This window comes from Streptomyces sp. NPDC088762, from assembly GCF_044750905.1.
Lineage (GTDB): Bacteria > Actinomycetota > Actinomycetes > Streptomycetales > Streptomycetaceae > Streptomyces.
Window position 1 is genome coordinate 129,092 of record NZ_JBIVKT010000019.1, and the last position, 22,741, is coordinate 151,832.

General features: G+C 71.2%; 18 protein-coding genes. 10 read left to right on the forward strand and 8 right to left on the reverse strand.

Annotated elements, in window-relative coordinates; all coding sequences use genetic code 11:
* The first annotated feature begins 93 nt into the window (after nt 1-93).
* From ACIP5M_RS31435 to ACIP5M_RS31480, 10 genes are all read left to right on the forward strand, one after another.
* A complete protein-coding gene (locus ACIP5M_RS31435; RefSeq protein WP_401203050.1) occupies nt 94-1,332 on the forward strand; it encodes a PLP-dependent aminotransferase family protein in 1,239 nt (412 codons plus the stop codon).
* Nucleotides 1,333-1,434: 102 nt separating this feature from the next.
* Complete coding sequence (locus ACIP5M_RS31440) at nt 1,435-2,217, forward strand: SDR family oxidoreductase (protein ID WP_401203052.1); 783 nt, start codon at nt 1,435-1,437, stop codon at nt 2,215-2,217.
* A gap of 40 nt (nt 2,218-2,257) precedes the next feature.
* A complete protein-coding gene (locus ACIP5M_RS31445) occupies nt 2,258-4,849 on the forward strand; it encodes a bifunctional FO biosynthesis protein CofGH (RefSeq protein ID WP_401203054.1) in 2,592 nt (863 codons plus the stop codon).
* A 511-nt stretch (nt 4,850-5,360) separates the two neighbouring features.
* Complete coding sequence (locus ACIP5M_RS31450) at nt 5,361-6,467, forward strand: ADP-ribosylglycohydrolase family protein (RefSeq protein ID WP_401203136.1); 1,107 nt, start codon at nt 5,361-5,363, stop codon at nt 6,465-6,467.
* A 29-nt stretch (nt 6,468-6,496) separates the two neighbouring features.
* Nucleotides 6,497-7,876: a glycoside hydrolase family 26 protein gene (locus ACIP5M_RS31455; protein WP_401203057.1), complete on the forward strand. Its 1,380-nt coding sequence runs from the start codon at nt 6,497-6,499 to the stop codon at nt 7,874-7,876.
* A gap of 138 nt (nt 7,877-8,014) precedes the next feature.
* Nucleotides 8,015-8,737, forward strand: a complete 723-nt coding sequence (locus ACIP5M_RS31460) for a hypothetical protein (protein ID WP_401203059.1) — start codon at nt 8,015-8,017, stop codon at nt 8,735-8,737.
* Between the two features lie 42 nt (nt 8,738-8,779).
* Nucleotides 8,780-10,231 (forward strand): glycosyltransferase family 2 protein, encoded by a 1,452-nt coding sequence (locus ACIP5M_RS31465; protein ID WP_401203061.1) that lies wholly within the window; start codon nt 8,780-8,782, stop codon nt 10,229-10,231.
* Between the two features lie 24 nt (nt 10,232-10,255).
* On the forward strand, nt 10,256-11,500 hold the full coding sequence (locus ACIP5M_RS31470; protein ID WP_401203064.1) for a glycoside hydrolase family 113: 1,245 nt from the start codon (nt 10,256-10,258) through the stop codon (nt 11,498-11,500).
* 153 nt (nt 11,501-11,653) lie between these two features.
* Complete coding sequence (locus ACIP5M_RS31475; protein ID WP_401203067.1) at nt 11,654-12,514, forward strand: LLM class F420-dependent oxidoreductase; 861 nt, start codon at nt 11,654-11,656, stop codon at nt 12,512-12,514.
* Between the two features lie 76 nt (nt 12,515-12,590).
* Nucleotides 12,591-12,989 (forward strand): VOC family protein, encoded by a 399-nt coding sequence (locus ACIP5M_RS31480; protein ID WP_401203069.1) that lies wholly within the window; start codon nt 12,591-12,593, stop codon nt 12,987-12,989.
* An 8-nt stretch (nt 12,990-12,997) separates the two neighbouring features.
* Here ACIP5M_RS31480 and ACIP5M_RS31485 read toward each other — a convergent pair whose 3' ends face one another.
* From ACIP5M_RS31485 to ACIP5M_RS31520, 8 genes are all read right to left on the reverse strand, one after another.
* Entirely contained in the window at nt 12,998-13,792 is a 795-nt protein-coding gene (locus ACIP5M_RS31485; RefSeq protein ID WP_401203072.1) for a DUF4239 domain-containing protein, read from the reverse strand.
* 48 nt (nt 13,793-13,840) lie between these two features.
* Complete coding sequence (locus ACIP5M_RS31490) at nt 13,841-14,131, reverse strand: hypothetical protein (protein ID WP_401203074.1); 291 nt, start codon at nt 14,129-14,131, stop codon at nt 13,841-13,843.
* Nucleotides 14,132-14,310: 179 nt separating this feature from the next.
* Nucleotides 14,311-15,876 carry an APC family permease gene (locus tag ACIP5M_RS31495; RefSeq protein WP_401203077.1) on the reverse strand — a complete coding sequence of 522 codons (1,566 nt, stop codon included), beginning with the start codon at nt 15,874-15,876 and terminating at the stop codon, nt 14,311-14,313.
* Between the two features lie 231 nt (nt 15,877-16,107).
* The gene (locus tag ACIP5M_RS31500; protein ID WP_401203080.1) at nt 16,108-17,583 is read right to left on the reverse strand and encodes an aldehyde dehydrogenase family protein; all 1,476 of its coding nucleotides are present in this window, start codon (nt 17,581-17,583) and stop codon (nt 16,108-16,110) included.
* Nucleotides 17,580-19,319: an amidohydrolase family protein gene (locus tag ACIP5M_RS31505; RefSeq protein WP_401203083.1), complete on the reverse strand. Its 1,740-nt coding sequence runs from the start codon at nt 19,317-19,319 to the stop codon at nt 17,580-17,582. The genes ACIP5M_RS31500 and ACIP5M_RS31505 overlap by 4 nt, the downstream gene beginning before the upstream one ends.
* Nucleotides 19,320-19,721: 402 nt before the next feature.
* Complete coding sequence (locus ACIP5M_RS31510) at nt 19,722-20,843, reverse strand: LLM class flavin-dependent oxidoreductase (RefSeq protein WP_401203085.1); 1,122 nt, start codon at nt 20,841-20,843, stop codon at nt 19,722-19,724.
* Nucleotides 20,844-20,952: 109 nt separating this feature from the next.
* Complete coding sequence (locus tag ACIP5M_RS31515) at nt 20,953-21,738, reverse strand: SDR family NAD(P)-dependent oxidoreductase (RefSeq protein ID WP_401203088.1); 786 nt, start codon at nt 21,736-21,738, stop codon at nt 20,953-20,955.
* Between the two features lie 10 nt (nt 21,739-21,748).
* Complete coding sequence (locus tag ACIP5M_RS31520; RefSeq protein WP_401203091.1) at nt 21,749-22,696, reverse strand: TIGR03619 family F420-dependent LLM class oxidoreductase; 948 nt, start codon at nt 22,694-22,696, stop codon at nt 21,749-21,751.
* Between the last annotated feature and the right edge of the window lie 45 nt (nt 22,697-22,741).

Consider the following 22,741-nt stretch of genomic DNA (forward strand, 5'->3'; position numbering starts at 1 on the left):
GATGCTCCATCAGATGAGGAGGGGGCGGGCGCCGTTCACTGCCGGATCCAGGATGCGAAACATAGATGCCGTCTGCATCTTTCTGCCGCTACGATGCGCGCACCCGACTCCCGAGGAGCCCCCGTGCCCGCTGCCGCCGCCACCGCCGTCGCCTCGCCGCCGCCCGCGTTCGCCGCCCGCGCCGCCTCCGTGGGGGCTTCTCCCGTACGCGAGATCCTCGCGCTCACCGAACGCCCCGGGGTGATCTCCTTCGCCGGCGGCCTCCCCGCGCCCGAGCTCTTCGACTCCGAGGGCCTGCGGGCCTCGTACGACGCCGCCTTCGCGGCCTCCGCGCAGCGTGCGCTCCAGTACTCCACCACCGAGGGCGTGCCGGAGCTGCGCGCGGCCGTCGCCGGCCGGGCGACGGCGCGGGGCCTGGCCACGGGTCCGGACGACGTGCTCGTCACCTCCGGCTCGCAGCAGGCGCTCACGCTCATCGCGGCCACCCTGGTCGAGCCGGGGGACGTGGTGCTGGTCGAGAACCCCACCTATCTGGCCGCCTTGCAGTGCTTCGGACTGGCGGGGGCGCGGGTGATACCCGTCCCCTGCGACGAGCAGGGGATCCTCCCGGACGCCCTGGCCGACATCGTCGCGCGGGAGCGCCCCAAGCTGCTCTACACGATCCCCACGTTCCAGAACCCGACGGGACGGACCCTGCCGGCCGCCCGCCGGGCCGCGATCGCGCAGACGGCGGCGCGACTCGGGCTGTGGCTGCTCGAGGACGACCCGTACGGGGACCTCCGCTACGAGGGGGACCACGTCCCGTGGCTCGCCGCCCACCCGGGAGCGGAGGACCGCACCGCCCTGCTCGGCAGCTTCTCGAAGGTGATGGCGCCGGGGCTGCGACTGGGCTGGCTGCGGGCCCCGGCGGCGCTGCGCCGGGCGGCGGTGATCGCGAAGCAGGCGGCCGACCTGCACACCTCGACGGTGGACCAGCTGGCCGCCGCGCACTACCTGGCCTCGAGGGACCTGGACGCGCACGTCACGTCGGTCCGCGCGGCCTACCGGGTCCGCCGCGACGCCCTCCTGACGGGCCTGCCCGACGCCCTCCCGGCCGGCTCCGAGTGGAACCGCCCGGAGGGCGGCATGTTCGTCTGGGCCCGCCTCCCGGAGGGCCACGACGCGACGGCCCTCCTCACCACGGCCCTCACCCACGACGTGGCCTTCGTCCCCGGTTCCCCCTTCTTCACGGGCACCCCGGACCCGCGCACCCTCCGCCTGTCCTTCACGACGCACACCCCGGAGGAGATCGGGGAGGGTCTGCGGCGACTGGGGGCGGCTGCGGGGCGCTGACGGGCCCACCCCTTCCCAACCTCCGCCCCCTCCCCTAACCTGACGAGCCGTCAGCTACGCAGAGGGCTGGCACCGCCTTGTCCCCCGGCCTGGAGGCTCGTCATGCTGCTTCAAGGGAAGACCGTCATCGTCTCCGGCGTCGGGGCCGGGCTCGGGCACCAGGTGGCCGCCGCCGTGGTGCGGGACGGGGGGAACGCCGTGCTCGGGGCCCGGACCGAGGCGAATCTGGCCAAGGCCGCCGCCGAGATCGACCCCGACGGGGCCCACACCGCGTACCGGCCCACCGACATCGGGGACGAGGAGCAGTGCGGGGCCCTGGCCCGGCTGGCCGTCGAGCGGTTCGGCGGGGTGGACGCGGTCGTGCACGTCGCCGCCTGGGACTCGTACTTCGGCGGGCTGGAGGACGCGGACTTCGGCACCTGGCAGCAGATCATCGACGTCAACCTGCTGGGCACCCTGAGGATGACCCGCGCCTGTCTGCCCGCCCTCAAGGAGCGCGGGGGGGCCGTCGTCATCATCGGGACCCAGTCCGCCATCGCCGCGCCCAACGAGGTGCAGCAGGCCGCCTACGCCGCCTCCAAGGGTGCGCTGACCTCCGCCATGTACTCCATGGCCCGCGAGCTCGGCCCGCACCGGATACGGGTCAACACCGTACTGCCCGGCTGGATGTGGGGACCGCCCGTGCAGGCGTTCGTCACCTTCACCGCCCATACGGAAGGGGTCCCCGAGGCGGAGGTGCACGCCCGGCTGACGCAGCGGATGGCACTGCCCGACCTCGCCACCGACGGGGACGTGGCCGACGCCGCCGTGTTCCTCTCCTCCGATCGGGCGCGGGCGATAACCGGCCAGTCGCTGCTGGTCAACGCCGGTGAGGTGATGCGGTGACGCGCCCCGTGCCCGCGCGGGCGGATCGTATGCTCGGCCCATGACCACTCCGAGTGACGCTCCGACCGAAAACGCGATGCGCCGCGCGCTCCGGCGGGCCCGCGACGGCGTCGCGCTCGACGCGACCGAGGCGGCCGTACTCCTGCGGGCACGCGGCGAGGACCTCAAGGACCTCGCCGCCTCCGCCGCACGGGTGAGGGACGCCGGGCTCGTCGCCGCCGGGCGGCCCGGTGTCATCACCTACTCCCGCAAGGTCTTCATCCCCCTCACCCGCCTCTGCCGCGACAAGTGCCACTACTGCACCTTCGTGACCGTGCCCGGCAAGCTCCGCAAGAGCGGCCACGGGATGTACCTGTCCCCCGACGAGGTCCTCGACATCGCCCGCCGGGGCGCGGCGATGGGCTGCAAGGAAGCCCTGTTCACGCTGGGCGACCGCCCCGAGGACCGGTGGCCCGAGGCCCGCGAGTGGCTCGACGCGCACGGCTACGACGACACCCTCGCCTACGTGCGCGCCATGGCGATCCGGGTGCTGGAGGAGACGGGCCTGCTGCCGCACCTCAACCCGGGCGTGATGACGTGGTCCGACCTCCAGCGCCTCAAGCCGGTCGCGCCGTCCATGGGCATGATGCTGGAGACCACCGCCACCCGCCTGTGGTCCGAGCCCGGCGGCCCCCACCACGGCTCCCCGGACAAGGAGCCGGCCGTCAGGCTGCGGGTGCTGGAGGACGCGGGCCGCTCGAACGTACCGTTCACCACCGGGGTGCTGATCGGCATCGGCGAGACGTACGAGGAGCGCGCCGACGCCTTCTTCGAACTCCGCCGGATCCAGCGCAGCTACCACGGCATCCAGGAGGTCATCGTCCAGAACTTCCGCGCCAAGCCGGACACCGCCATGCGCGGCATGCCGGACGCGGAGCTGGAGGAGCTGGCCGCCGCCATCGCCGTCGGCCGCCACATCCTGGGGCCGGGCGCCCGGATACAGGCACCGCCGAACCTGGTGGACGCGCAGTACGCGCTGCTCATCGGCGCGGGCATCGACGACTGGGGCGGGGTGTCGCCGCTGACCCCCGACCACGTCAATCCCGAGCGCCCCTGGCCGCACATCGAGGAACTGGCGGAGCGGACCGCCGCCGCCGGTTTCGAGCTGCGCGAACGGCTCACGATCTACCCGGAGTTCCTCCGGCGCGGCGAGCCCTGGCTGGACCCCCGGCTGCTGCCGCACGTACGGGCGCTGGCCGACGCCGGAAGCGGGCTGGCGGAGGAGGGCGCGCCCGTGGAGGGCCGCCCCTGGCAGGAGCCGGACGAGGGCTTCACGGCGTACGGGCGCACCGATCTGCACGCCACCATCGACACCGAGGGCCGCACCGGGGACCGCCGCGAGGACTTCGACCACGTCTACGGGGACTGGGAGGCGCTGCGCGAGGCGGCCGCCCCCGGGATGCTCCCGGAGCGCATCGACACGGACGTACGGGCCGCGCTCGCGCAGGCCGCCGACGACCCGACGCGCCTGACCGACGAGCAGGCGCTGGCCCTGCTGCACGCGGACGGGCCGGCGCTGGACGCCCTGTGCCGGGTCGCCGACGACCTGCGGAAGTCGGTGGTCGGGGACGAGGTCACCTACGTCGTCACCCGCAACATCAACTTCACCAACGTCTGTTACACCGGCTGCCGCTTCTGTGCCTTCGCGCAGCGCCGCACGGACGCCGACGCCTACACCCTCTCGCTGGAGCAGGTCGCCGACCGCGCCGCCCAGGCCTGGGAGGTGGGCGCGGTCGAGGTGTGCATGCAGGGCGGCATCCACCCGGATCTGCCCGGAACGGCGTACTTCGACATCGCGCGGGCGGTGAAGCAGCGGGTCCCCGGCATGCACGTGCACGCCTTCTCCCCGATGGAGGTCGTCAACGGCGCCACGCGGACGGGCATGTCGGTACGGGACTGGCTGACGGCGGCCAAGGAGGCCGGGCTGGACTCCATCCCGGGGACGGCGGCGGAGATCCTGGACGACGAGGTCCGCTGGGTGCTGACCAAGGGCAAGCTGCCGACGGCGGACTGGATCGACGTCATCACCACGGCGCACGAGCTGGGCATCCGCTCCTCCTCCACCATGATGTACGGGCACGTGGACCAGCCGCGGCACTGGCTCGGACACTTCCGCACGCTCGCCCGGATCCAGGAGGCAGCGCGGTCCAAGGGCGTGGAGGGCTTCACGGAGTTCGTGACGCTGCCGTTCATCCACACCAACGCGCCCGTATACCTGGCGGGCATCTCCAGGCCGGGGCCGACGGTGCGCGACAACCGGGCCGTGACGGCGATGGCCCGGATCCTGCTGCACCCGTACGTCCCCAACATCCAGACGAGCTGGGTGAAGCTGGGCGCGGAGGGCGCGGCCGAGATGCTGCGGTCCGGGGCGAACGACCTGGGCGGGACGCTGATGGAGGAGACGATCTCGCGGATGGCGGGGTCGAGTTACGGCTCGTACAAGTCGGTGCGGGACCTGATCGCCGTCGCGGAGGCGGCCGGCCGGCCCGCGAAGGCGCGTACGACGCTGTACGGCGAGGTGCCGCAGGAGCGGCAGCGGGCCGCCCTGGCCTCGGACGGGCACCTGCCGGAGCTGTTGCCCGTACTGGACTGAGTCCCCTGTAGGCCGGGCGGCGGGGGGAACGTGCGGTGAGCGAGGTGTGGCTGAGAACGGCCGGGCCGAAGGCGAGTGGCAAAACGTGCCACTCGCCTGCCGCGGGCGGCCGAAAATGTTCGGATTCCGGCCGTTCTCCGCGCAGTTATGGACCGCTTGACACGCTCCTTCCGAATTTCGGCGGAACCTGTCCACTAAAGTGCGCGCCAGTGCAGGCACGGTCGGGGGGACGGTGGCGGCGGTGGCCGAGATGAGCGAAGTGATCGGTACGGACATGGCGGGCGGAACGGACGCACGGGGCGAGGCCGAGCCTGTCGGTGCCGCCGTGCCCGCCTCGAGCACGACGGCCGCACCCGGCCCCGCGGGCGCCCTGCACGAGCCCCGCACCGCGGCCGGGAGCGGCGACACCGGCGAGGTGCGCGCGGCCGGGGCCGGGCCGGCTCCCGAGGCCCCCGCCCGCGGCCTGGACGTGCCGGCCGTACCGGTGACGGCCGGGCGGCGCAGCCCCGGCTTGAGCACCGGACTGTGGGGCCGGTTCGAGCAGCAGGACTTCCGCAGCCGGGTGCGCGGGGCGCTGCTCGGAGGCGCCATCGGCGACGCCCTCGGGACCGCGGCCGCTCCGGGCCCGGGCCCGGAGCGGCTGGAGGGGCCCGACGGGCTGCACGGGCTGCACGGGCCAGGGGCCGGAGGCCCCGGCGGGCGGGTCGGGTCCGCCACGCAGCTCACGCTGTTCACCGTGGACGGGCTCATACGGGCCCACGTGCGCCGGGACACCGGCGCCTGGCACCCGCCCACCGACATCCACCGGGCGTACCTCCGCTGGGCCGCCACCCAGCACGACTGGGGTCCCGACGAGCGCCGCAAGGACAACGGCTGGCTGGCGCGGCAGGAGTGGCTCTACGCCCGCCGCAATCCCGACCGCGCCTCCATGACCGGCTTCGGGGACGACATCGTCGGCACCCTGGACAAGCCGAAGAACCCCGCCGCGCGGGACGCGGCCGCCGCCACCCGCTCGGCGCCGTTCGGACTGCTCGTCGGCTGGGAGCCCGCCCTCGTGCTCCAACTGGCCGTCGAGTGCGCCGCGCAGAGCCACGGTCACCCCGGCGCCTACCTCTCGGCCGGCGCCTTCGCCGTCATCGTGCACGCCCTGGCCCGCGGCGAATCCCCCGATGGCGCGGCTCACCGCGCCCTCGGCCTGCTCGCCGCACGCCCCGGCCACCAGTCCGTCACCGACGCCCTGCAGGGGGCCCTTTCGGCCGTCACCCAGGGCCCGCCCACCGCCGAGCGCGTCCGGGCCCTGTCCACCACGGCCGACGCCGAGGACACCCTGGCCCTCGCCGTCTACTGCGCCCTCGTCGCCGAGGACATCCCGCACGGGCTGCAACTCGCCGTCGGCCACGGCGCGGACCCGGCCGCCGCCGGCGCCCTGTGCGGGGCCCTCCTGGGCGCCCTGCACGGCGAGACGGCCCTGCCGGCCGCCCGCCTCGCCGGCCTCGAAGGCCGCGCCACGCTGCTCGAACTCGCCGACGACTTCGCCCTGGAGATGACCCAGGGCCCGGCCCTGCACGGCCCGGCCGCCCCCACGCCCGGCTGGACCGAAAGGTATCCCCCGCTTTAGAAGGAACAACGGACGTGAAGGGAGGGGATGTGAGACGCCGTACGGCGATCCTCAGCGGAGGCGGCGCCGTGATCGGGGCGCTCGGCTATGCCGGTCTGCGGACCGTACGGGGCTCCGACACCGCTCGCGGCGTGCCGTCGGTCGACCGTGAACTCTCCCTGCGCGACCCCGCAGCATCCCCCTCGGCCCGCGCCGTCTTCCGGATGCTCGCCGACCTGGAGAACGAGGCCAGGGCCGGACGCCCGCGCGCCACCGTCATCGGACAGCACATCGAGCTCCACAACGAGCTCAACAATCCCGACTACGGCGACTACCAGGGACTGAAGCAGCCCGGCTACTACTACCGGAAGCCGGCAGACATCACCGGCAAGCTTCCGGGATTCGTCGAGGTGGACCTCGGCCCCGGCTACGAGACGGACGGCTGGGGCGTGGACCGGCCGCGACCCTACTCGTCCGCCTGGCCCTCCCGGCGCAGGGAATGGGCGTACGTCGACGATGCCGTCGACCTGGCAGTGGGTGTCTGGTCGGGGCTTCCGCGCGCCGACGAGGGCACGTACAACCGGGACGGCAAGGAGAGCCGCAGCGACGGATCCGCCTCTGAGCTGCCCCAGAACGGCGGCCGGCCGGCGGGCCTCGTCGGTATGTCCTTCCACCAGCCGTGGCCCGGCAGCAGGATCAAGGGCTACGAGGAAACGATGCGGCGGAACTCGCCCGCCGCCGCGGATCCCGGCTGGATCGGCAGACTGCTGACGCCCGGCACCCAGGAGCACCGGGCGCTGCTCCTCGATCTGTCCTTCCTCGCCGACCATCTCGGCTACCTGGCGGCCATCGGCGTACCCGTGCTGCTGCGGCCCTACCACGAGATGAACGCCGGTGGTCAGGACGGCTTCTGGTGGTCGGGCCTGGCGCCCGAGGACTACAAGACGCTCTGGCGGACGCTCTACGCACAACTGGTGGAGACCCGGCGCCTGCACAATCTGATCTTCGTCTGGTCGCCGAGCGCCTGGGACCACATCCATGGCAGCGAACCATGGGACTACTACCCGGGCGAACGGTACGTGGACGTCGTCGGCGTGGACGACTACAGCGGCAGCCCCCGCAGGCCCTTCGGCGGTGGCGTGTGGACGAAGAAGTGGTACGACGATCTCGCCGACTACCGCAAGCCGCGGATGATGGCCGAATCGTTCCACGTACCGGTCAACAGCGCCCAGCCCCGAACGCTGGAGAGGACTCCCTGGGTGATCTGGACGGTGTGGGGCCAGGGGCTCACCCAGCACAACCGGTCGGGACCGCAGGGAATGAACACCCCCGCCGATCTGATGGCCACGTACGGCTCGCCGCGCGTGCTCACCGGCGGACCGGACTCCGCCGACTCGCAACGGATATGGCGATCGCTGAGACCAACGTGACACGTCCAGGACCGGACCGTTTTCAGCGGTGAAGACCCGGACGCCATACTCCGCTGCCAGAATTCGAGCGGTGTCACTCCGGTGCCGCCGTGTCCCTGCCATCCAGCTGTTCCCCTCCATCCAGACGAGGTGAGAGCAATGCCCCTCTCCACGGGTCCGGGCTCCGGCCGGGCAGCCGCCGCGGTTCCACTCCTCCACCGCGTTGCCGCGTACATCGCCCTGGGCTGGGCTGTGGTTCTGCTCGGCTGGGCCGCGTACAGCTGCTTCTGGCAGGTCGGCGCCGCCGACTTCGCCAAGGGCATCGTCTACTTCGGGCTCGGTGACGGCTCCGGACGCGCTGACACCGCGGACCTGAACCTGGCCGTGGTGTACGTGGCGGCCGGCCTGCTGATCCTGCGCGGCAACTCCTGGGCCCGCGGGCTGGCTTGTGGCGCCGCCCTCATCGAGGGGTACAACAGGCTCCGCAGCCTCACCGGCGCGCTGTTCGACAGCCGGCAGAACGACTGGTTCATGCACACCACCGAAGGGCAGCTGAAGCTGGCCACGTTCGCCGTGGGGTTGCTCGTCACGTCGACGCTGGTCGTCTCGCTGGTCAGGGAGGCCGCTGTGTACGAGCCGTGGGTGCCGCCCGTCAGCCCCTGGTCGCAGCAGGCCGCCCCGTTCGCGCAGCAACCCGCTCCCCCGGTGCCACCGGGCCAGTACGGATACCCGCAGCATCACCAGCAGGCACCACTCGTGCCGCCTGCCCATCAGGTGCAGCAGATGCCCTACCAGACGCCGAACCCGTATCAGTACCCGCAGCAGCCGGGCCCGCCCCACCCCGGACAGCAGCCGCCGCAGCCGCCGCAACCCGGCAGTTAGGCGGCGGCACGTTCCATGTCGCCTTACTCGGAGACCCGTTCAATGACCGCCACCACCCGTCACACGGACCGTTCAGCCACCCGGCACGGCGCCAGGATGGCGCAGCGTCATGCCTCCTGGAAGCCCGGCATCCTGCCGTTCCTGCTCCCCTTCCTGATCCTGCTCGGCTTCGGGCTGTGGTCGTACCTGCCGAACAACACGCCGTTGGCGTGGGCACTGACGATCGTGTGGTCGCTGCCGGTCGTCGGCGTGCTGGTGGGACTGCAAGGTGCTCTTCTGATCAGACGCCGGGTGCGGCGTGCGCACGAGATGATCCCGGCGGCGTCCGTGGAGCAGGACTTCCTGATCGCCCTGGTCCCGACGATCGGGCGGCACGACACCTACCCGGCACTGGAACGTTCCGTCCTGTCGTACGTGGATCACCTTCCCCAGTACTTCCCGCACATGCGAGTCGATGTGCTCACCGAAGAGGGCTGTGAGGCGGCGGATCGGATCCAGGCGCTGGAGGATCGCAGTCCGCTCATCCGGGTCGTCACCGTGCCGAAGGCGTACGCCACGCCCAACGGGACCCGCTTCAAGGCGCGAGCCAACCACTATTCACACGAGCTGCGCATCGCCGAGGGCGAGGCGCTGGACGACGTCTGGGTCCTGCACATGGACGACGACACCGCCGTCGGACCGGACACCTCGGCCGCCGTCGCCCAGTTCATCAACCGGCAGCGCAGGAGCCACCCGGACGACGCCAAGCACATGGCGCAGGGCATTCTCACCTACCCGCGCGAGAACGCCGTCAACATGTTCACCTGGCTCGCCGACGCGGTGCGCCCCGCCGACGACATCGCCCGCTTCAGGGCGCTGACCGGCATGGGCACCCCCGTGGCCGGCGTCCACGGCGAGCTGCTGCTGCTGCGCGCCTCCATCGAGGCCACCATCGGCTGGGACTTCGGCCCCAAGGCCATCGTGGAGGACGCCCAGCTGGCCTTGAACTTCTGCCGCCTCTACCCCGGTCGCAGCGACTGGTTCAACGGCCGGTGCTACGGAGCCTCTCCGGCCAGTGCGCGCGACTTCGTCAAGCAGCGTGAGCGCTGGGCCTGGGGTCTGGTGGCCCTCTGCTTCAACCGGACCATTCCGCTGCGCTACCGGTGGTTCCTCTCCATCTGCGTGACCACGTGGATCCTCGGTCCGCTCCAGCACATCGGGGCCGTGCTGCTGATCGCGTGGTTCACGGGAAACATGAACACCTCGCCCGTCGCGCAGTCGGTCGTCGTCCTGTGGTCCCTCAACTTCGCCTACGTGGTGTGGACCTACTGGGAAGGACTGCGGCTGAACGCCCTGGTCTCTCTCAGCGGCAGGCGCAAGTGGTGGGAGCCCATCGTCGTCATAGGCCTCATACCCTTGTTCTCCATTCTGGAGGGACTCGGCGGGTTCCGCGGATTCATCAAGTTCGTGCGACGCGAAGAGAACAAGTTCGTCGTCATCGCCAAGCCCGCCTGACCCCTCCCCAGGAACCTCCCTCTCATGAAACGATCTCGCATACCCCTACTCGCGGTCTTCCCGGTCACGGTCATCACCAGTGTGATCGTCGCCCCGCTGGCCTTAGGCAACCACCCCGTGCGGTGGACATCCGGATCCGCGATGCCCCACGTGGTGATGGGCGGTGCGCACACCGGCCCCAAAGCGACCGCCGATGCGCCCGGCAGCGACGCGAAGCCACCGGCCGGTGCCGGCACCGGCACCCAGCCCCCTCCTGCCCCTCCCGTCACGGTGGCCCATCCGTGGAAGCCGGGCATGCCGCAATGGGGCGTACAGATCTACTGGGAGGACAATCCCCGGCAATCGGACACCGAGATCAGGGAGAAGGCGCACCTGCAGGCCAGGTACCTGATCGGCCTCAAGGCGAATTCGGTGTCGATCTCCTTCCCCTTCTACACGGGGACCGTCACCTCGACCAAGACGACCGCCGGTCCTGGCACACCGAGCCCGGAGCGCCTCGAAACCGTGATCAAGGTCTTCCAGGACGCGGGTCTGCGCACCACCGTGCGGCCGCTGATGGACGAGAAGTCGCTCGGCGGCTACCCCAATTGGCGCGGAACCATCAAACCGTCCGACAGGGACGCCTGGTTCGCCTCCTACAGGACGTTCCTGGGCCCGTACCTGGACGTGGCGGAGAAACACAAGGTCGCCTCGTTCACTCTGGCGACGGAGCTCAACTCGCTGGAGGGCGACCCTCACTGGAAGGCGCTCGCCGACACCGCGCGGAAGCGCTACTCGGGCGAGATCGGCTACGACGCCAACTACGACAACTACGTGGCGGGCCGGGTCACCATGCCGGTCGAACAGCTTGGGGTGGACGCCTACTTCCCGGTGAAGGCACCCGACACCGCTCCGGTGGACACCCTGGTGAAGGGGTGGAACGACTGGCTGGACAAGAAGTCCCGTGGCCCCCTTTCCGGGATCGTGATCTCCGAGGCAGGCATCGGCGCGATGGCGGGCGCCTACGAGAAGCCCGGTGATTTCCACGTCACGGGACCCCTCAATACGCAGGTGCAGGCGAACTGGTACCGCGCCGTCTGCCGGGTCGTCAAAGAGCGGAAGATGAAGGGCGTCTACTGGTGGTCGATCTACTTCGACGACAATCCGTTCGCCAAGCCGGCCGAGAACGCGTCGCGGCTTCACTTCTCCGGCCGCCCGGACACCGAGAAGGCCATTCAGGACTGCTTCGGCTCGGATTACGCGCTGCCCGGCAGCACCTCTGCTCCCTGACGCCGCCCAGGCGGCTTTGCCAAGGGGTCGGCAGATCTCGTACGAGGCCTGGTCGACTCGCCGGCAGGAGGGTGGCTGGCCTGACACCCCCTCAACTTTCGTGCGCTCACCCCGTACCGTTGCGGTTCCCACGTCTCGGAGGTGCCTGAAGCCATGCGGATCGCCACGACCATCTTCCTCACCGACCGCACCGTCTCGCCCGTCCGCCTCGCCCGGAGCCTGGAGGAGCGCGGTTTCTCCGGCCTGTACCTGCCCGAGCACACGCACATCCCCGTCGTCCGCGACACCGGCGCGCCCATGGGCGGCGAGCTCCCGGAGATGTACGGGCGCACCCTCGACCCCTTCGTGGCCCTGGCGCAGGCGGCCGCCGTGACCGAGCGGCTCCGGCTCGGCACCGGGATCACCCTGGTCGCGCAGCACGACCCCATCGACCTCGCGAAGCAGATCGCCACGCTGGACCACCTGTCCGGCGGCCGCTTCACCCTCGGCATCGGATACGGGTGGAACGTGGAGGAGGCCGCCGACCACGGCGTCGACTGGGCCACCCGCCGGGAGCTGGTCCGCGACCGGATGGCGCTGATGCGCGCCCTGTGGGCACCCGAGCCCACGGCGTACGTCGGCGAGTTCTCCTCGGTCCAGGCCAGCGCCGCCCACCCGAAGCCGGTCCAGGCCCCGCGCGAACTGGGCCCCGGCGTCCCCCTGTACGGCCCCCGCACCCTGATCGGCGGCGCGGCCGGCCCGAAGCTCTTCGCCGCCATCGCCGACCACGCCGACGGCTGGCTCCCGATCGGCGGCCGCGGCCTGACCGAATCCATGCCGGTCCTGCGCCAGGTCTGGGAAACCGCGGGCCGCGACCCGAAGTCCCTCCAGGTGATCCCGTACGCCGTGCAGCCCACCCCCGGCAAAATGGCCCACTACGCCGACCTCGGCCTGGAGGAGATCGTCCTCCAACTCCCCTCGTCCGGGGAGCCGGAGGTCCTGCGCACCCTGGACGACTTCGCCCAGTACCTCTGACCTGCGACACGTTCTTGGTTTCGTCGTGCCGGATCGCGGCGGTCACCGGCGCCCGCGGATTTCGTACGCTGAGGTCATGATCGACTCACGTACCCACATCCGTGTCGCCCGGCCCTCCCTGGACCTGAAGGCCGCCGAGCGGTTCTACGTCGACGGGCTCGGGCTCGAGGTCCAGTGGCGCAGTGCCGAGAGCGTGCCCGGCGAGCACGACCTGCTGATGGTCGGGCCGGCCGGGGGCGGCTGGCACTTCGAGCTCACCCGGGACGCCGGGAACCCGATCGTGCCCGCGCCCACCGTCGACGACCTGTTCGTGGTCTACCTGGGCGAGGCGCCGGACGAGGCCCTCGTCCAGCGCCTCGTCGACCACGGCGGGACCCGGGTCGCCGCTCACAACCCGTACTGGGACGAGTGGGGGGTCACCGTCGAGGACCCCGACGGCTACCGCCTCGTGCTCTGCTCGCGCACCTGGGGCTGAGGCGTCGGTCAGCCGGCCGCCCAGAACTGCGCCAGGGCCGCCTCCTTGTAGGGAGCCGGGCTCACGCTCAGGTCCCCCGCGAAGGGGCGGTCCAGTGCCATCACCAGGAGCAGGCTGAAGCCGATCAGCCCGGCCACCGCCGATACGAAGAGCAGCTGCATCCTCAGGCTGCGGAGCCCGAACAGGAAGGTGAGCGGGACGATCACGAGCGCGCCCCCGTAGACCAGCACCTGGAGCAGGACCGGCAGGGAGGTCTCGGCCATCGTGACGCGCGCCCGGCGCTGGGCGGCGACGTCGTTGAGGCGGGTGACCGCCTCCGCGTAGAAGGTCTCGGCGCGGGTGCCCTGCGGTTCGTACGCCTGGAGGGCCGCGTACAGGGCCCGCGTCTGGGCTGCGGTCGCTTCGTAGCTCGGCCGCCCGTCGCGCATCAGGGGCCACTGGACCTCGACGACGGCGTGCGTGTAGGCGCTGACCGCCTCGTTCACCTTCGCGCGGTCGGCCGCGGGGAAGGCGTCGGCGCTGCGTACGACGAGGGCCAGGTCGGTGGCCTCGGTGGCGACGATGGTCTGGGTGTTCTCCAGCTGCGTCCACAGGGTGACGACGACGAAGGCGAGGATGATGCCGTAGATCGCGCCGAACATGCCGAGCGCGACCCCGACCATCTCGTTGTGGTCCCCCTTGGCCAGGTGCGGGAAGCGGCGGCGGGCGGCCACGCTCCCGGCCATGGCGAGGGCGGTGATACCGCCGACGAGGAGGACGGCGATGACGAGGGTGCTGAGGTGATTGAGCAACCAGAGGATCATGCCCTGCTCAACGAGCGCCGCCGCCCGATGGCCCGGTCACCCGTACGGTTACTTGACCTTCGGGGTCTTCGGCAGTCCCGACAGGGCCGTGCCGGTGCCGGCGAGGGAGGAGTCGGTGGCCTTGGTGGCAGACCCGGCCGCCGCGGCGGTCACCCCGACCGCGGTCTTCGTGTCCTGGACGGTCTGGCCCGGGTGGTCGACGATCTCCGTGAGCCGCTGGGCGATCGGCGGCGCCTCCTTGCCGCTCGCGTCGGCCGTCGCGTCCGCGTGCGCGGCGACGGGGGTGAGGGCGAGGGCTGCGCCCCCGGACAGGATCAGGCCGGCAAGAGTCCGCTTCATGGCAGTCATGCCCGGCCCAACGACCCCGGCCCCGCCCGGTCACCGTCCCGGCCCCCTTTTGGAGGGAGACCTCCGCCGGCCCGCGGCCGCCCGTACGAACGCCCGCGGCCCCGGATCGGGGCGATCCGGGGCCGCGGGCGATGACTCGGCCGGTGGTGCGGGGCGCTGGGCGCCCCGGGTCAGTCCTCGACGACCAGGGCCGGGGTGGAGGTGGTGAGGACCTCGCCGCGGAAGAAGGCGGGGCTGCGGCGCTCGGTGACGAACATGATGACCAGGCCGAGGGCCAGCAGGCCGACGCCGATGACGAAGACGTTGCCGACGTCCAGGCCGGGGATGTGGGAGCCGGAGCCGTAGGACGGGTCCCAGGCGTCGTAGAGGGTCTTGAAGAAGACCGCCGCGAGCAGCACGCCGCCCAGGACCGGGAAGACGCCCTTGAAGAAGAGGTCGCGGGCGGAGCGGCCGAGTTCCTTGCGGAAGTACCAGGCGCAGGCGAAGGCCGTCAGCGCGTAGTAGAAGCAGATCATCAGGCCGAGCGCGAAGATCGTGTCGGTGAGTACGTTCTCGCTGACGAGGGTCATCACCGTGTAGAAGGCGCCGGTGGCGAGGCCCGCCATGACCGTGGCGCGGCCCGGGGTCTTGAACTTCGGGTGGACCTTGGCGTAGGAGGCCGGCAGGGCCTCGTACGTCGACATCGCCAGGACCGTACGGGCCACCGGGATGAAGGTGGTCTGCAGGGACGCGGCGGCGGAGGCCAGGACCGCGACGAAGAGCAGGATGCCGAGCACCGGGCCCATGACGGGGCCGGCGAGGGCGGCGAAGACGTTGCCGGAGGTCTCCTCGTTGCCCAGGCCCAGGCCCTCTCCGCCGGCGCCGACGGCCATCTGGGCGGCGATGCCGGTGGCCAGGTAGGAGCCGACCAGGACGACCATCGCGATGAGCGAGGCGCGGCCGGGGGTCTTGGCCGAGCCGATGGTCTCCTCGTTGGCGGTGAGACAGGTGTCCCAGCCCCAGTACATGAAGATCGAGAGGGAGAGCCCGGCGGTGAAGGCCGCCATGGACTCGACCGCGAAGGGGTTCATCCACTGCCAGGAGAAGTCCAGGCCGGTGTCGAAGGTGCCGGCCGAGGCCTTCTGGAGAGCCATCGCGACGAAGATCGCGAGGACCACGAGCTGGAGGCCGACGAGGGTGTACTGGACGCCCTTGGTGGCCGTCATGCCGCGGTAGCTGATGGCGGTGGCGACGGCGATCAGGGTGAGGCAGGTGGTGATGTGGACGAGCTTGTTGTCGTCCAGGGCGGCGATCGACGGGTTGCCCGTGATCTCACCGGCCAGCAGCCAGAAGTAGGAGGTGGCGACGCCGGCGAGGTTGGAGAGGACGATGATCGTGGCGATCACCAGGCCCCAGCCGCACATCCAGCCGATCCGCGGGCCGAAGGCCTTGACGGTCCAGGTGAAGGAGGTGCCGCAGTCCGGCACGGCCTTGTTGAGCTCGCGGTAGGCGAAGGCCACCAGGAGCATCGGGAGGAAGCCGGCCAGGAACACCGCCGGCATCTGCACGCCGACCTCGCCGGCGGTGGAGCCGAGGGTGGAGGTCAGGCAGTAGACGGGGGCGACGGTGGAGATGCCGATGACGGCACTGCCCACCAGTCCGACGGATCCCTTGCCGAGTCCCTTGCCGCGGACGTCGCCCTCGGCGACGCCGCTTACCGTGTCTCCGACCTGAGGCCGAACGTCCAGCTGAGTCATGAGTCAGGACGTTAGACGGTACGCATTCCACATCCGGAGGTTTCGAGTCCGGATCCGGGCGAGCCAAAACGCCTTCGAAATCTGAGGTCCCAGGACTTAACAATCACTTAATGAAAGGCGCACGAGCCCGCCGATCATTGTTTCGGCGGGCCTGGATGTGCGCTTTCATCATGCGGAAATCGCAGCGTTGTCCGTTTTGACCGGTTTCAAAGTTTCCCGGTCAACTTTTGGTCAAGTCCATACGATCGACTGGGTTTCGCTGTAGGCGTGGAGGGCGTATGAGCCCACGTCCCGTCCCACGCCCGACTTCTTGAAGCCGCCGAAGGGCGCCTCCATGTTCCGGCCGATGGTGTTCACGCCCACCCCGCCGGCCCGCAGCCGCCGCGCCACGCGGAACGCCCGGGCCGCGTCCCCGGACCACACGTAGCTCAGCAGGCCGAAATCGCTGTCGTTGGCCAGCCGGACCGCCTCGTCCTCTCCCCTTTCCCCGTCCCCGTCGAAGGGGACCACCACGACCACCGGGCCGAAGATCTCCTCCCGGACCACGCGCATGTCGTTCGTGCAGTCCACGAGCAGGGTCGGCGCCACGTAGAAGCCGCGGCCCTCCCCCACCACCGGGCGCTCGCCGCCGTACGCGATCCGCGCCCCCTCCTTGCGGCCCAGCTCGACGTACGACTCCACGCGGTCGCGGTGCGCCGCCGAGATCACCGGCCCCACCACCGTGCCCGGCGCCGCCGGGTCGCCGACCTTCATGAAGGCCAGGTAGCCGGTGAGCTTCTCGATCAGCCGGTCGTAGACCGCCCGGTGCGCGATCACCCGCGTCGGAGCCGTGCAGATCTGCCCGGAGTAGAAGGAGAAGGTCGTCCCGATGCCCATCACCGCCGCGTCCAGGTCCGCGTCGTCCATGACGACCGCGGCTCCCTTGCCGCCCAGCTCCATCAGCTGCCGCTTCATCGTCCGTCCGCAGACCTCCGCGATGCGCTGGCCGACGCCCGTGGAACCGGTGAAGGACACCATGTCCACGTACGGGGAGTCCACGGCGGCCTCGCCGACCTCCACCGACTGCCCCGACACCACGTTGACCACGCCCGCCGGCACCCCGGCCTCGTGCAGGGCCTCGGCCATCTTGAACACCGACAGCGGATCCTGCGGGGCCGGCTTGACCACCACCGTGTTGCCCATGGCCAGCGCCGGGGCCACCTTGCCCGCCGGATTGGCCCACGGGTTGTTGTACGAGGTGATGCAGGTGACCACGCCGACCGGCTGGCGCACCTCCAGCGCCCCCAGGATGCTCGCCTTCCCCATCGGGCCGGCCTCCGTCACCTGCGGCGGAAGACCCCGCTCGACCGGCTCCAGGGCGCCCTTCGCGTACCGCCGGAAGCGGGAGACCCCGACCCCGACCTGCATGCCGCGCGCGATCCCGGTCGGCGCGCCCGTCTCCGCCCGGGCCAAGGCCGCCCACGGCTCGAACTCCCGCTGCATGATGTCCGCGGCCCGGTCGAGGATCGCCGCCCGCTCCTCAGGCCGCGTCCGGGACCAGGCCTCGAAGGCCCCCGCCGCGGCGCGCGCCGCCTCCTCCACCTGCCCGCGCGAGGCCTCGGGCGCGAGACCGACGACGGATTCGTCCGCCGGGTTGACCACCTCGTAGTGGCCGGCGTCCGGCTCGGCCCACTCGCCGCCGATGTACAGCTTCTGCGCGTCCGTCACCGGGTGCTCACCGTCCTCGTGTCCCGGCCGGACCGGAGCACGATGCCCGGTACCGCGCCCGTCACCTCGTCGTCGCGGATGGTCTCCACGCCGTTGACCCGTACGGACACGATCCCGATCGCCCGCGCGTCCAGCCGGGGGCTGTCGCCGGGCAGGTCGTGGACCAGCGTCGCCGGGCCGGCCTCGATGCGTTCCGGGTCGAAGAGCACCAGGTCCGCGTGGTAGCCCTCCGCCACCCGCCCGCGCTCGCGCAGCCCGAACAGTCGGGCCGGGTCGTCCGTGAGCATCCGTACCGCCTGCTCCAGCGGGACCAGCTTGCGGCCGCGCAGGCAGTCGCCGAGGAAACGCGTCGTGTACGGGGCCCCGCACATCCGGTCCAGGTGCGCACCGGCATCGGAGCCGCCCAGCATGACGTCCTCGTGCTGCCAGGTCTCGGCGCGCAGCGCCCAGCTCGCCGGGTCGTTGTCGGTGGGCATCGGCCACAGCACCGTACGCAGGTCGTCGTTGGCGCAGATCTCCACCAGGCAGTGGAAGGGGTCCTGGCCGCGCTCGGCCGCGATGTCGTTCACGACCCGGCCGGAGAGGCCCTCGTTCTCCTTGCTGTACGTGTCCCCGATGACGTAGCGGCCGAAGTTGGCCAGGCGCCGGAAGACGCCGGCCTCCTTGCTGTCGGCCCGGCGCAGCATCCCGGCCCGTACGTCCGCGTCGCGGAGCTTCTCGATCCGCTCGGGGACGGGCAGGCCGAGGATCTCGCCCCAGCCGGGGATGAGGTTGAGCGCGCAGAAGGTGCCGAGCGACATGTTCATGGGGGTGAGGATCGGCATGGTGAGGGCGACGATCCGGCCGCCGGCCTTGCGGGCGCGCTCGCTCGGGACCAGCTGGCGCGGGACGCGCTCCGGGACGGCGGCGTCGATGGTGAGGACGTTCCAGTTGAGGGGGCGCCCGGCGGCGGCGCTCATGTCGACGAAGAGGTCGATCTCCTCGTCGGAGAACTGGTCGAGACAGCCCGCGACGATCGCTTCGAGCTGGGTGCCCTCGTGTTCGGCGACGGCCCTGGAGAGGGCGAGGAGCTCGGCCGGCCTGGCGTGCCGGGAGGCGACGGGGGCGCCCGAACCGTCGGAGTGGGTGGACGACTGCGTGGTGGACAGGCCCCAGGCGCCGGCGTTCATGGCGTCGTGGAAGAGGGCCAGCATCTCCTCCATCTGCGCGGGGGTGGGCTGGCCTCCGACGGCGTCCTCGCCCATGACGTGGCGGCGCAGGGCGCAGTGGCCGACCATGAAACCGGCGTTGACGGCGATCCGCCCCTCCAGGGCGTCGAGGTACTCGCCGAAGGTGGACCAGGTCCAGTCGACGCCCTCCTCCAGAGCCTTGAGGGCCATGCCCTCGACCTTGCTCATCATGCGGCGCGTGTAGTCGGCGTCCTCGGGGCGGGCGGGGTTGAGCGGGGCCAGGGTGAAACCGCAGTTGCCGCCGGCGACGGTGGTGACGCCGTGGTTCATGGAGGGGGTGGCGTACGGGTCCCAGAAGAGCTGGGCGTCGTAGTGCGTGTGGGGGTCGATGAAACCGGGGGTGAGCACCAGGCCGGTGGCGTCCTCGCTGGTCCTGGCCCCTTCGGTGACCGTTCCGGGCTCGGCGATGAGGGCGATCCGCCCGTCGCGAATGCCGACGTCTGCGACGCGGGCGGGGGCGCCGGTGCCGTCCACGACGGTCGCGCCCTTGATGAGGTGGTCGAGCATGACGTCCCTTCTCCGTGTGGGCTCCACGCCTCAAGCGCCGGCGGGGCTGGGATTGCCTTCGTGTGCGGCGCCGCTGCTGGGGCTCCGCCCCAGACCCCGCGCCTCAAACGCCGGCGAGGCTGAAAGACCCGGGGCTCCGCCCCGTACCCCGCTCCTCAAACGCCGGAGGGGCTGAAATTGCCCTGCGGGCAATCCAGCCCGGCCAGGCGGACGGCAGCAGCCAAATCCAGCCTCGCCGGCGTTTGAGGCGCGGGGTCTGGGGCCGAGCCCCAGCAGCAGCGCCGCACCTGCGTCCCCGTACCCCGGCCGGAGGCCACCGGGCGGCCGCGGCTCGGCGGGGCCCCGGCCGGGGCACGGGCGGGACGGCGGTCCGGGAAGGCGCCGCCCCGGTCCTCCGCCGGGTCAGACGGCCTGGCGGAAGCGCGTGGTCCGGTGGACCGGGTCGGTGTCGATGTGCGGGATCACGTGCTCGCCGATCAGCTTGATCGTGGTGAGCGTGTCCTCCTTCGAAACCCCCGTGGGCAGACCGAAGGAGAGCTGGTCGGCACCCGCCTGCTCCCACCGCTTGCACTGGGCGCGGACCTCGGACGGGTCGCCGCAGATCAGCAGCTCCTCCGCGATGAGGAGTTCGATGATCTCCGCGTTGTACTCCGGCAGGGTCTCGGGCCACTGCGGGATCGCCTCGGGCCGCGGGAAGGTGTCGTGGTAGCGGAAGACCAGCGACTGGAAGCGGTTCATGTTCGCGTTGACCGCGATCTCCACCGCCTTGTCGTGGGTCTCGGCGCAGATCGCGGTCGAGGTGACCATGACGTTGTCGTTGACGAAGGCGCCGATGGCCTTCGCCTCCTGGATCGCCGTCTTGTACTGCTCCAGGACCCATTCCATGTCGGAGACCTTCTGCACGCTGAAGCCCAGCACGCCGAGCCCCTTCTTCGCCGCCATGGCGTACGAGGAGGGGGAACCGGCGGCGTACCACATGGCCGGGTGGGCCTTGCCGTACGGCTTGGGGAAGATCTTGCGCGGGGGCAGCGACCAGTGCTTGCCCTGGAACCCCTCGTATTCCTCCTGGAGGAACATCTTGGGGAACTCCGCGATGGTCTCCTCCCAGATCTCCTTGGTGTGGTTCATGTCGGTGATGCCGGGCAGGAAGCCGAGGATCTCGTGGCTTCCGGCGCCGCGGCCCGTGCCGAATTCGAAGCGGCCCTTGGAGAGGTGGTCGAGCATGGCGACCTTCTCGGCCACCTTGACCGGGTGGTTCACCGGGGCGAGGGGGTTGAAGATGCCGGAGCCGAGGTGGATCCGCTCGGTGGCGTGGGCGAGGTACCCGAGGAACACCTCGTTCGCCGACAGGTGCGAGTACTCCTCCAGGAAGTGGTGCTCCGAGGCCCAGGCGTACTTGAAGCCCGACTTGTCGGCCTGGATGACGTACTCGGTCTCCTCGATCAGCGCCTTGTGCTCTGCCTCGGGGTCGACCTTGGACCGCGCCTCAGGCACGTATCCCTGCACAAAGAGCCCGAATTCCAAGGGGGTTCACCGTCCTTTGGTTTCTGACGTTGCGTCAGATTCGATGTCTCGACTGTTCCATCGCGGGGGCGCGAGCGTCAATACCTGACACTCCATCAGATAAGCGAGATCAGAGGATGCTGACGCCGGCCATCCAGCCGCCGTCGATGACGAACGGCTGGCCGGTGATGTAGGAGGAGTCCCCGCCGGTCAGGAAGAGGGCCAGCCTGGCGATCTCCTCCGGCTGCCCGACCCGCCCCATCGGCACGACCCGCTTGTACAGCTCGGCCATCGCGTCCCGGGCCTCGTCGGTCATGTTCGCCGGATCCAGCAGGCCGGGGTTGGCCATCGGGGTGTCCACGGCACCCGGGCACATCGCGTTGACCCGGATGTTCTTGGCGGCCAGCTCCAGCGCCGCCACCCGGGTCAGACCGAGGATCGCCGCCTTGGTCGCCGCGTACGTGCCGACGTACGCCATGCCGGTCAGGCCGGTGTAGGAGGAGGTGTTGACGATGGTGCCGCCGCCGGCCGCCTCGATCTCGGGGGCGACCGACTTGATGCCGAGGAAGGCGCCCACCTGGTTGACCTGCACCACCTGCTGGAACTCCTCCAGCGGGGTCGCGGTCAGCTCGTTGAAGCGCAGGATGCCCGCGTTGTTGACCAGGCCGTCGATCTTGCCGAAGGCCTCCTTGGCGGCCGCTATGGCCCCCGCCCAGTCCTCCTCCCGGCTCACGTCCATCCGTACGTACCGGGCCCGGTCCTCTCCGATGTCCTTGGCGACGGCGGCTCCCTGCTCGTCCAGTACGTCCCCGAGGAGCACCTTGGCGCCCTCGGCGGCGAAGAGACGGGCCTCCTGCTCGCCCTGACCGCGTGCGGCGCCGGTGATGATCACCACGCGCCCGTCCAGCTTGCCCATGCCCGTACCCCTAATCGTTGAGGAGGGGGGCCACCTCGGCCCCGAAAGCGGTGATCTGGTCCACCAGTTCGGCGCGGTCGCGATTGCGGAAGCGGACCTGGATCTGGTCCACGCCGAGCGCCCCGTACTCCCGCAGGGACTCGGCGAGTGCCTCCGGCGCGCCGGTCAGGGCCCGGCGGCCGGTGTCCCAGCCGGGCCGGCCGACATAGAGCGGCTCGGTGATCGCCCCGAACTCGATCGGACCCTCGACCCCGGCCGCCTCCCTGAGCTCCTTGATCCGGGCGATCTGCCCCGGCAGCGCACCGCGCGGGTCGCCCTGCGGGAGCCAGCCGTCCCCGCGGACGGCGGCGCGGCGCACGGCGGCGGGCGAGGAGCCGCCGACCCATACGGGGATCCGCTCCTGGGCGGGCCGGGGCAGCTGGCCGAGGTCCTTGAAGGAGAACAGCTCGCCCTGGAACTCCGGATACTCCTCGGGGCCGAGGGCGGCCCGCAGCGCGTCCAGGGTCTCGTCGAGCACGGCCCCGCGGCGGGCGAAGTCCGCGCCGAGGACCTCGAACTCCTCCTGCACGTGCCCGGCGCCGACGCCGAGGATCAGCCGGCCGCCCGAGAGGTGGTCGAGGGTGGCGTACTGCTTGGCGCTGATCAGGGGGTGGCGCAGGCCCAGGATGGCGACGTGGCTGAGGAGCCGGACGTTCTCGGTGATGCCGGCGAGGAAGGAGAGGGTGGCCACGGGGTCGTACCAGACGGTGCTCATGGGGCCGGCGAGCCGCCGCGGGATGGCCACGTGGTCGCAGGTGGCCACGTACCCGAAGCCGGCCCTGTCCGCGGCCCGCGCGACCTCGGCGAGGTCGGCGGCGGTGGCCGACGCCTCCCAGGGCTCGGCGTAGAGGGTGCTCTGCGACTGGACCGGGAGCTGCATCCCGTAGACCAGCCGACCTTCCGGAAACACGCGCGCCATGCCGGGCCCGCCTCGCCTTCGTCTGACTCGACTGCCGATTCGTCA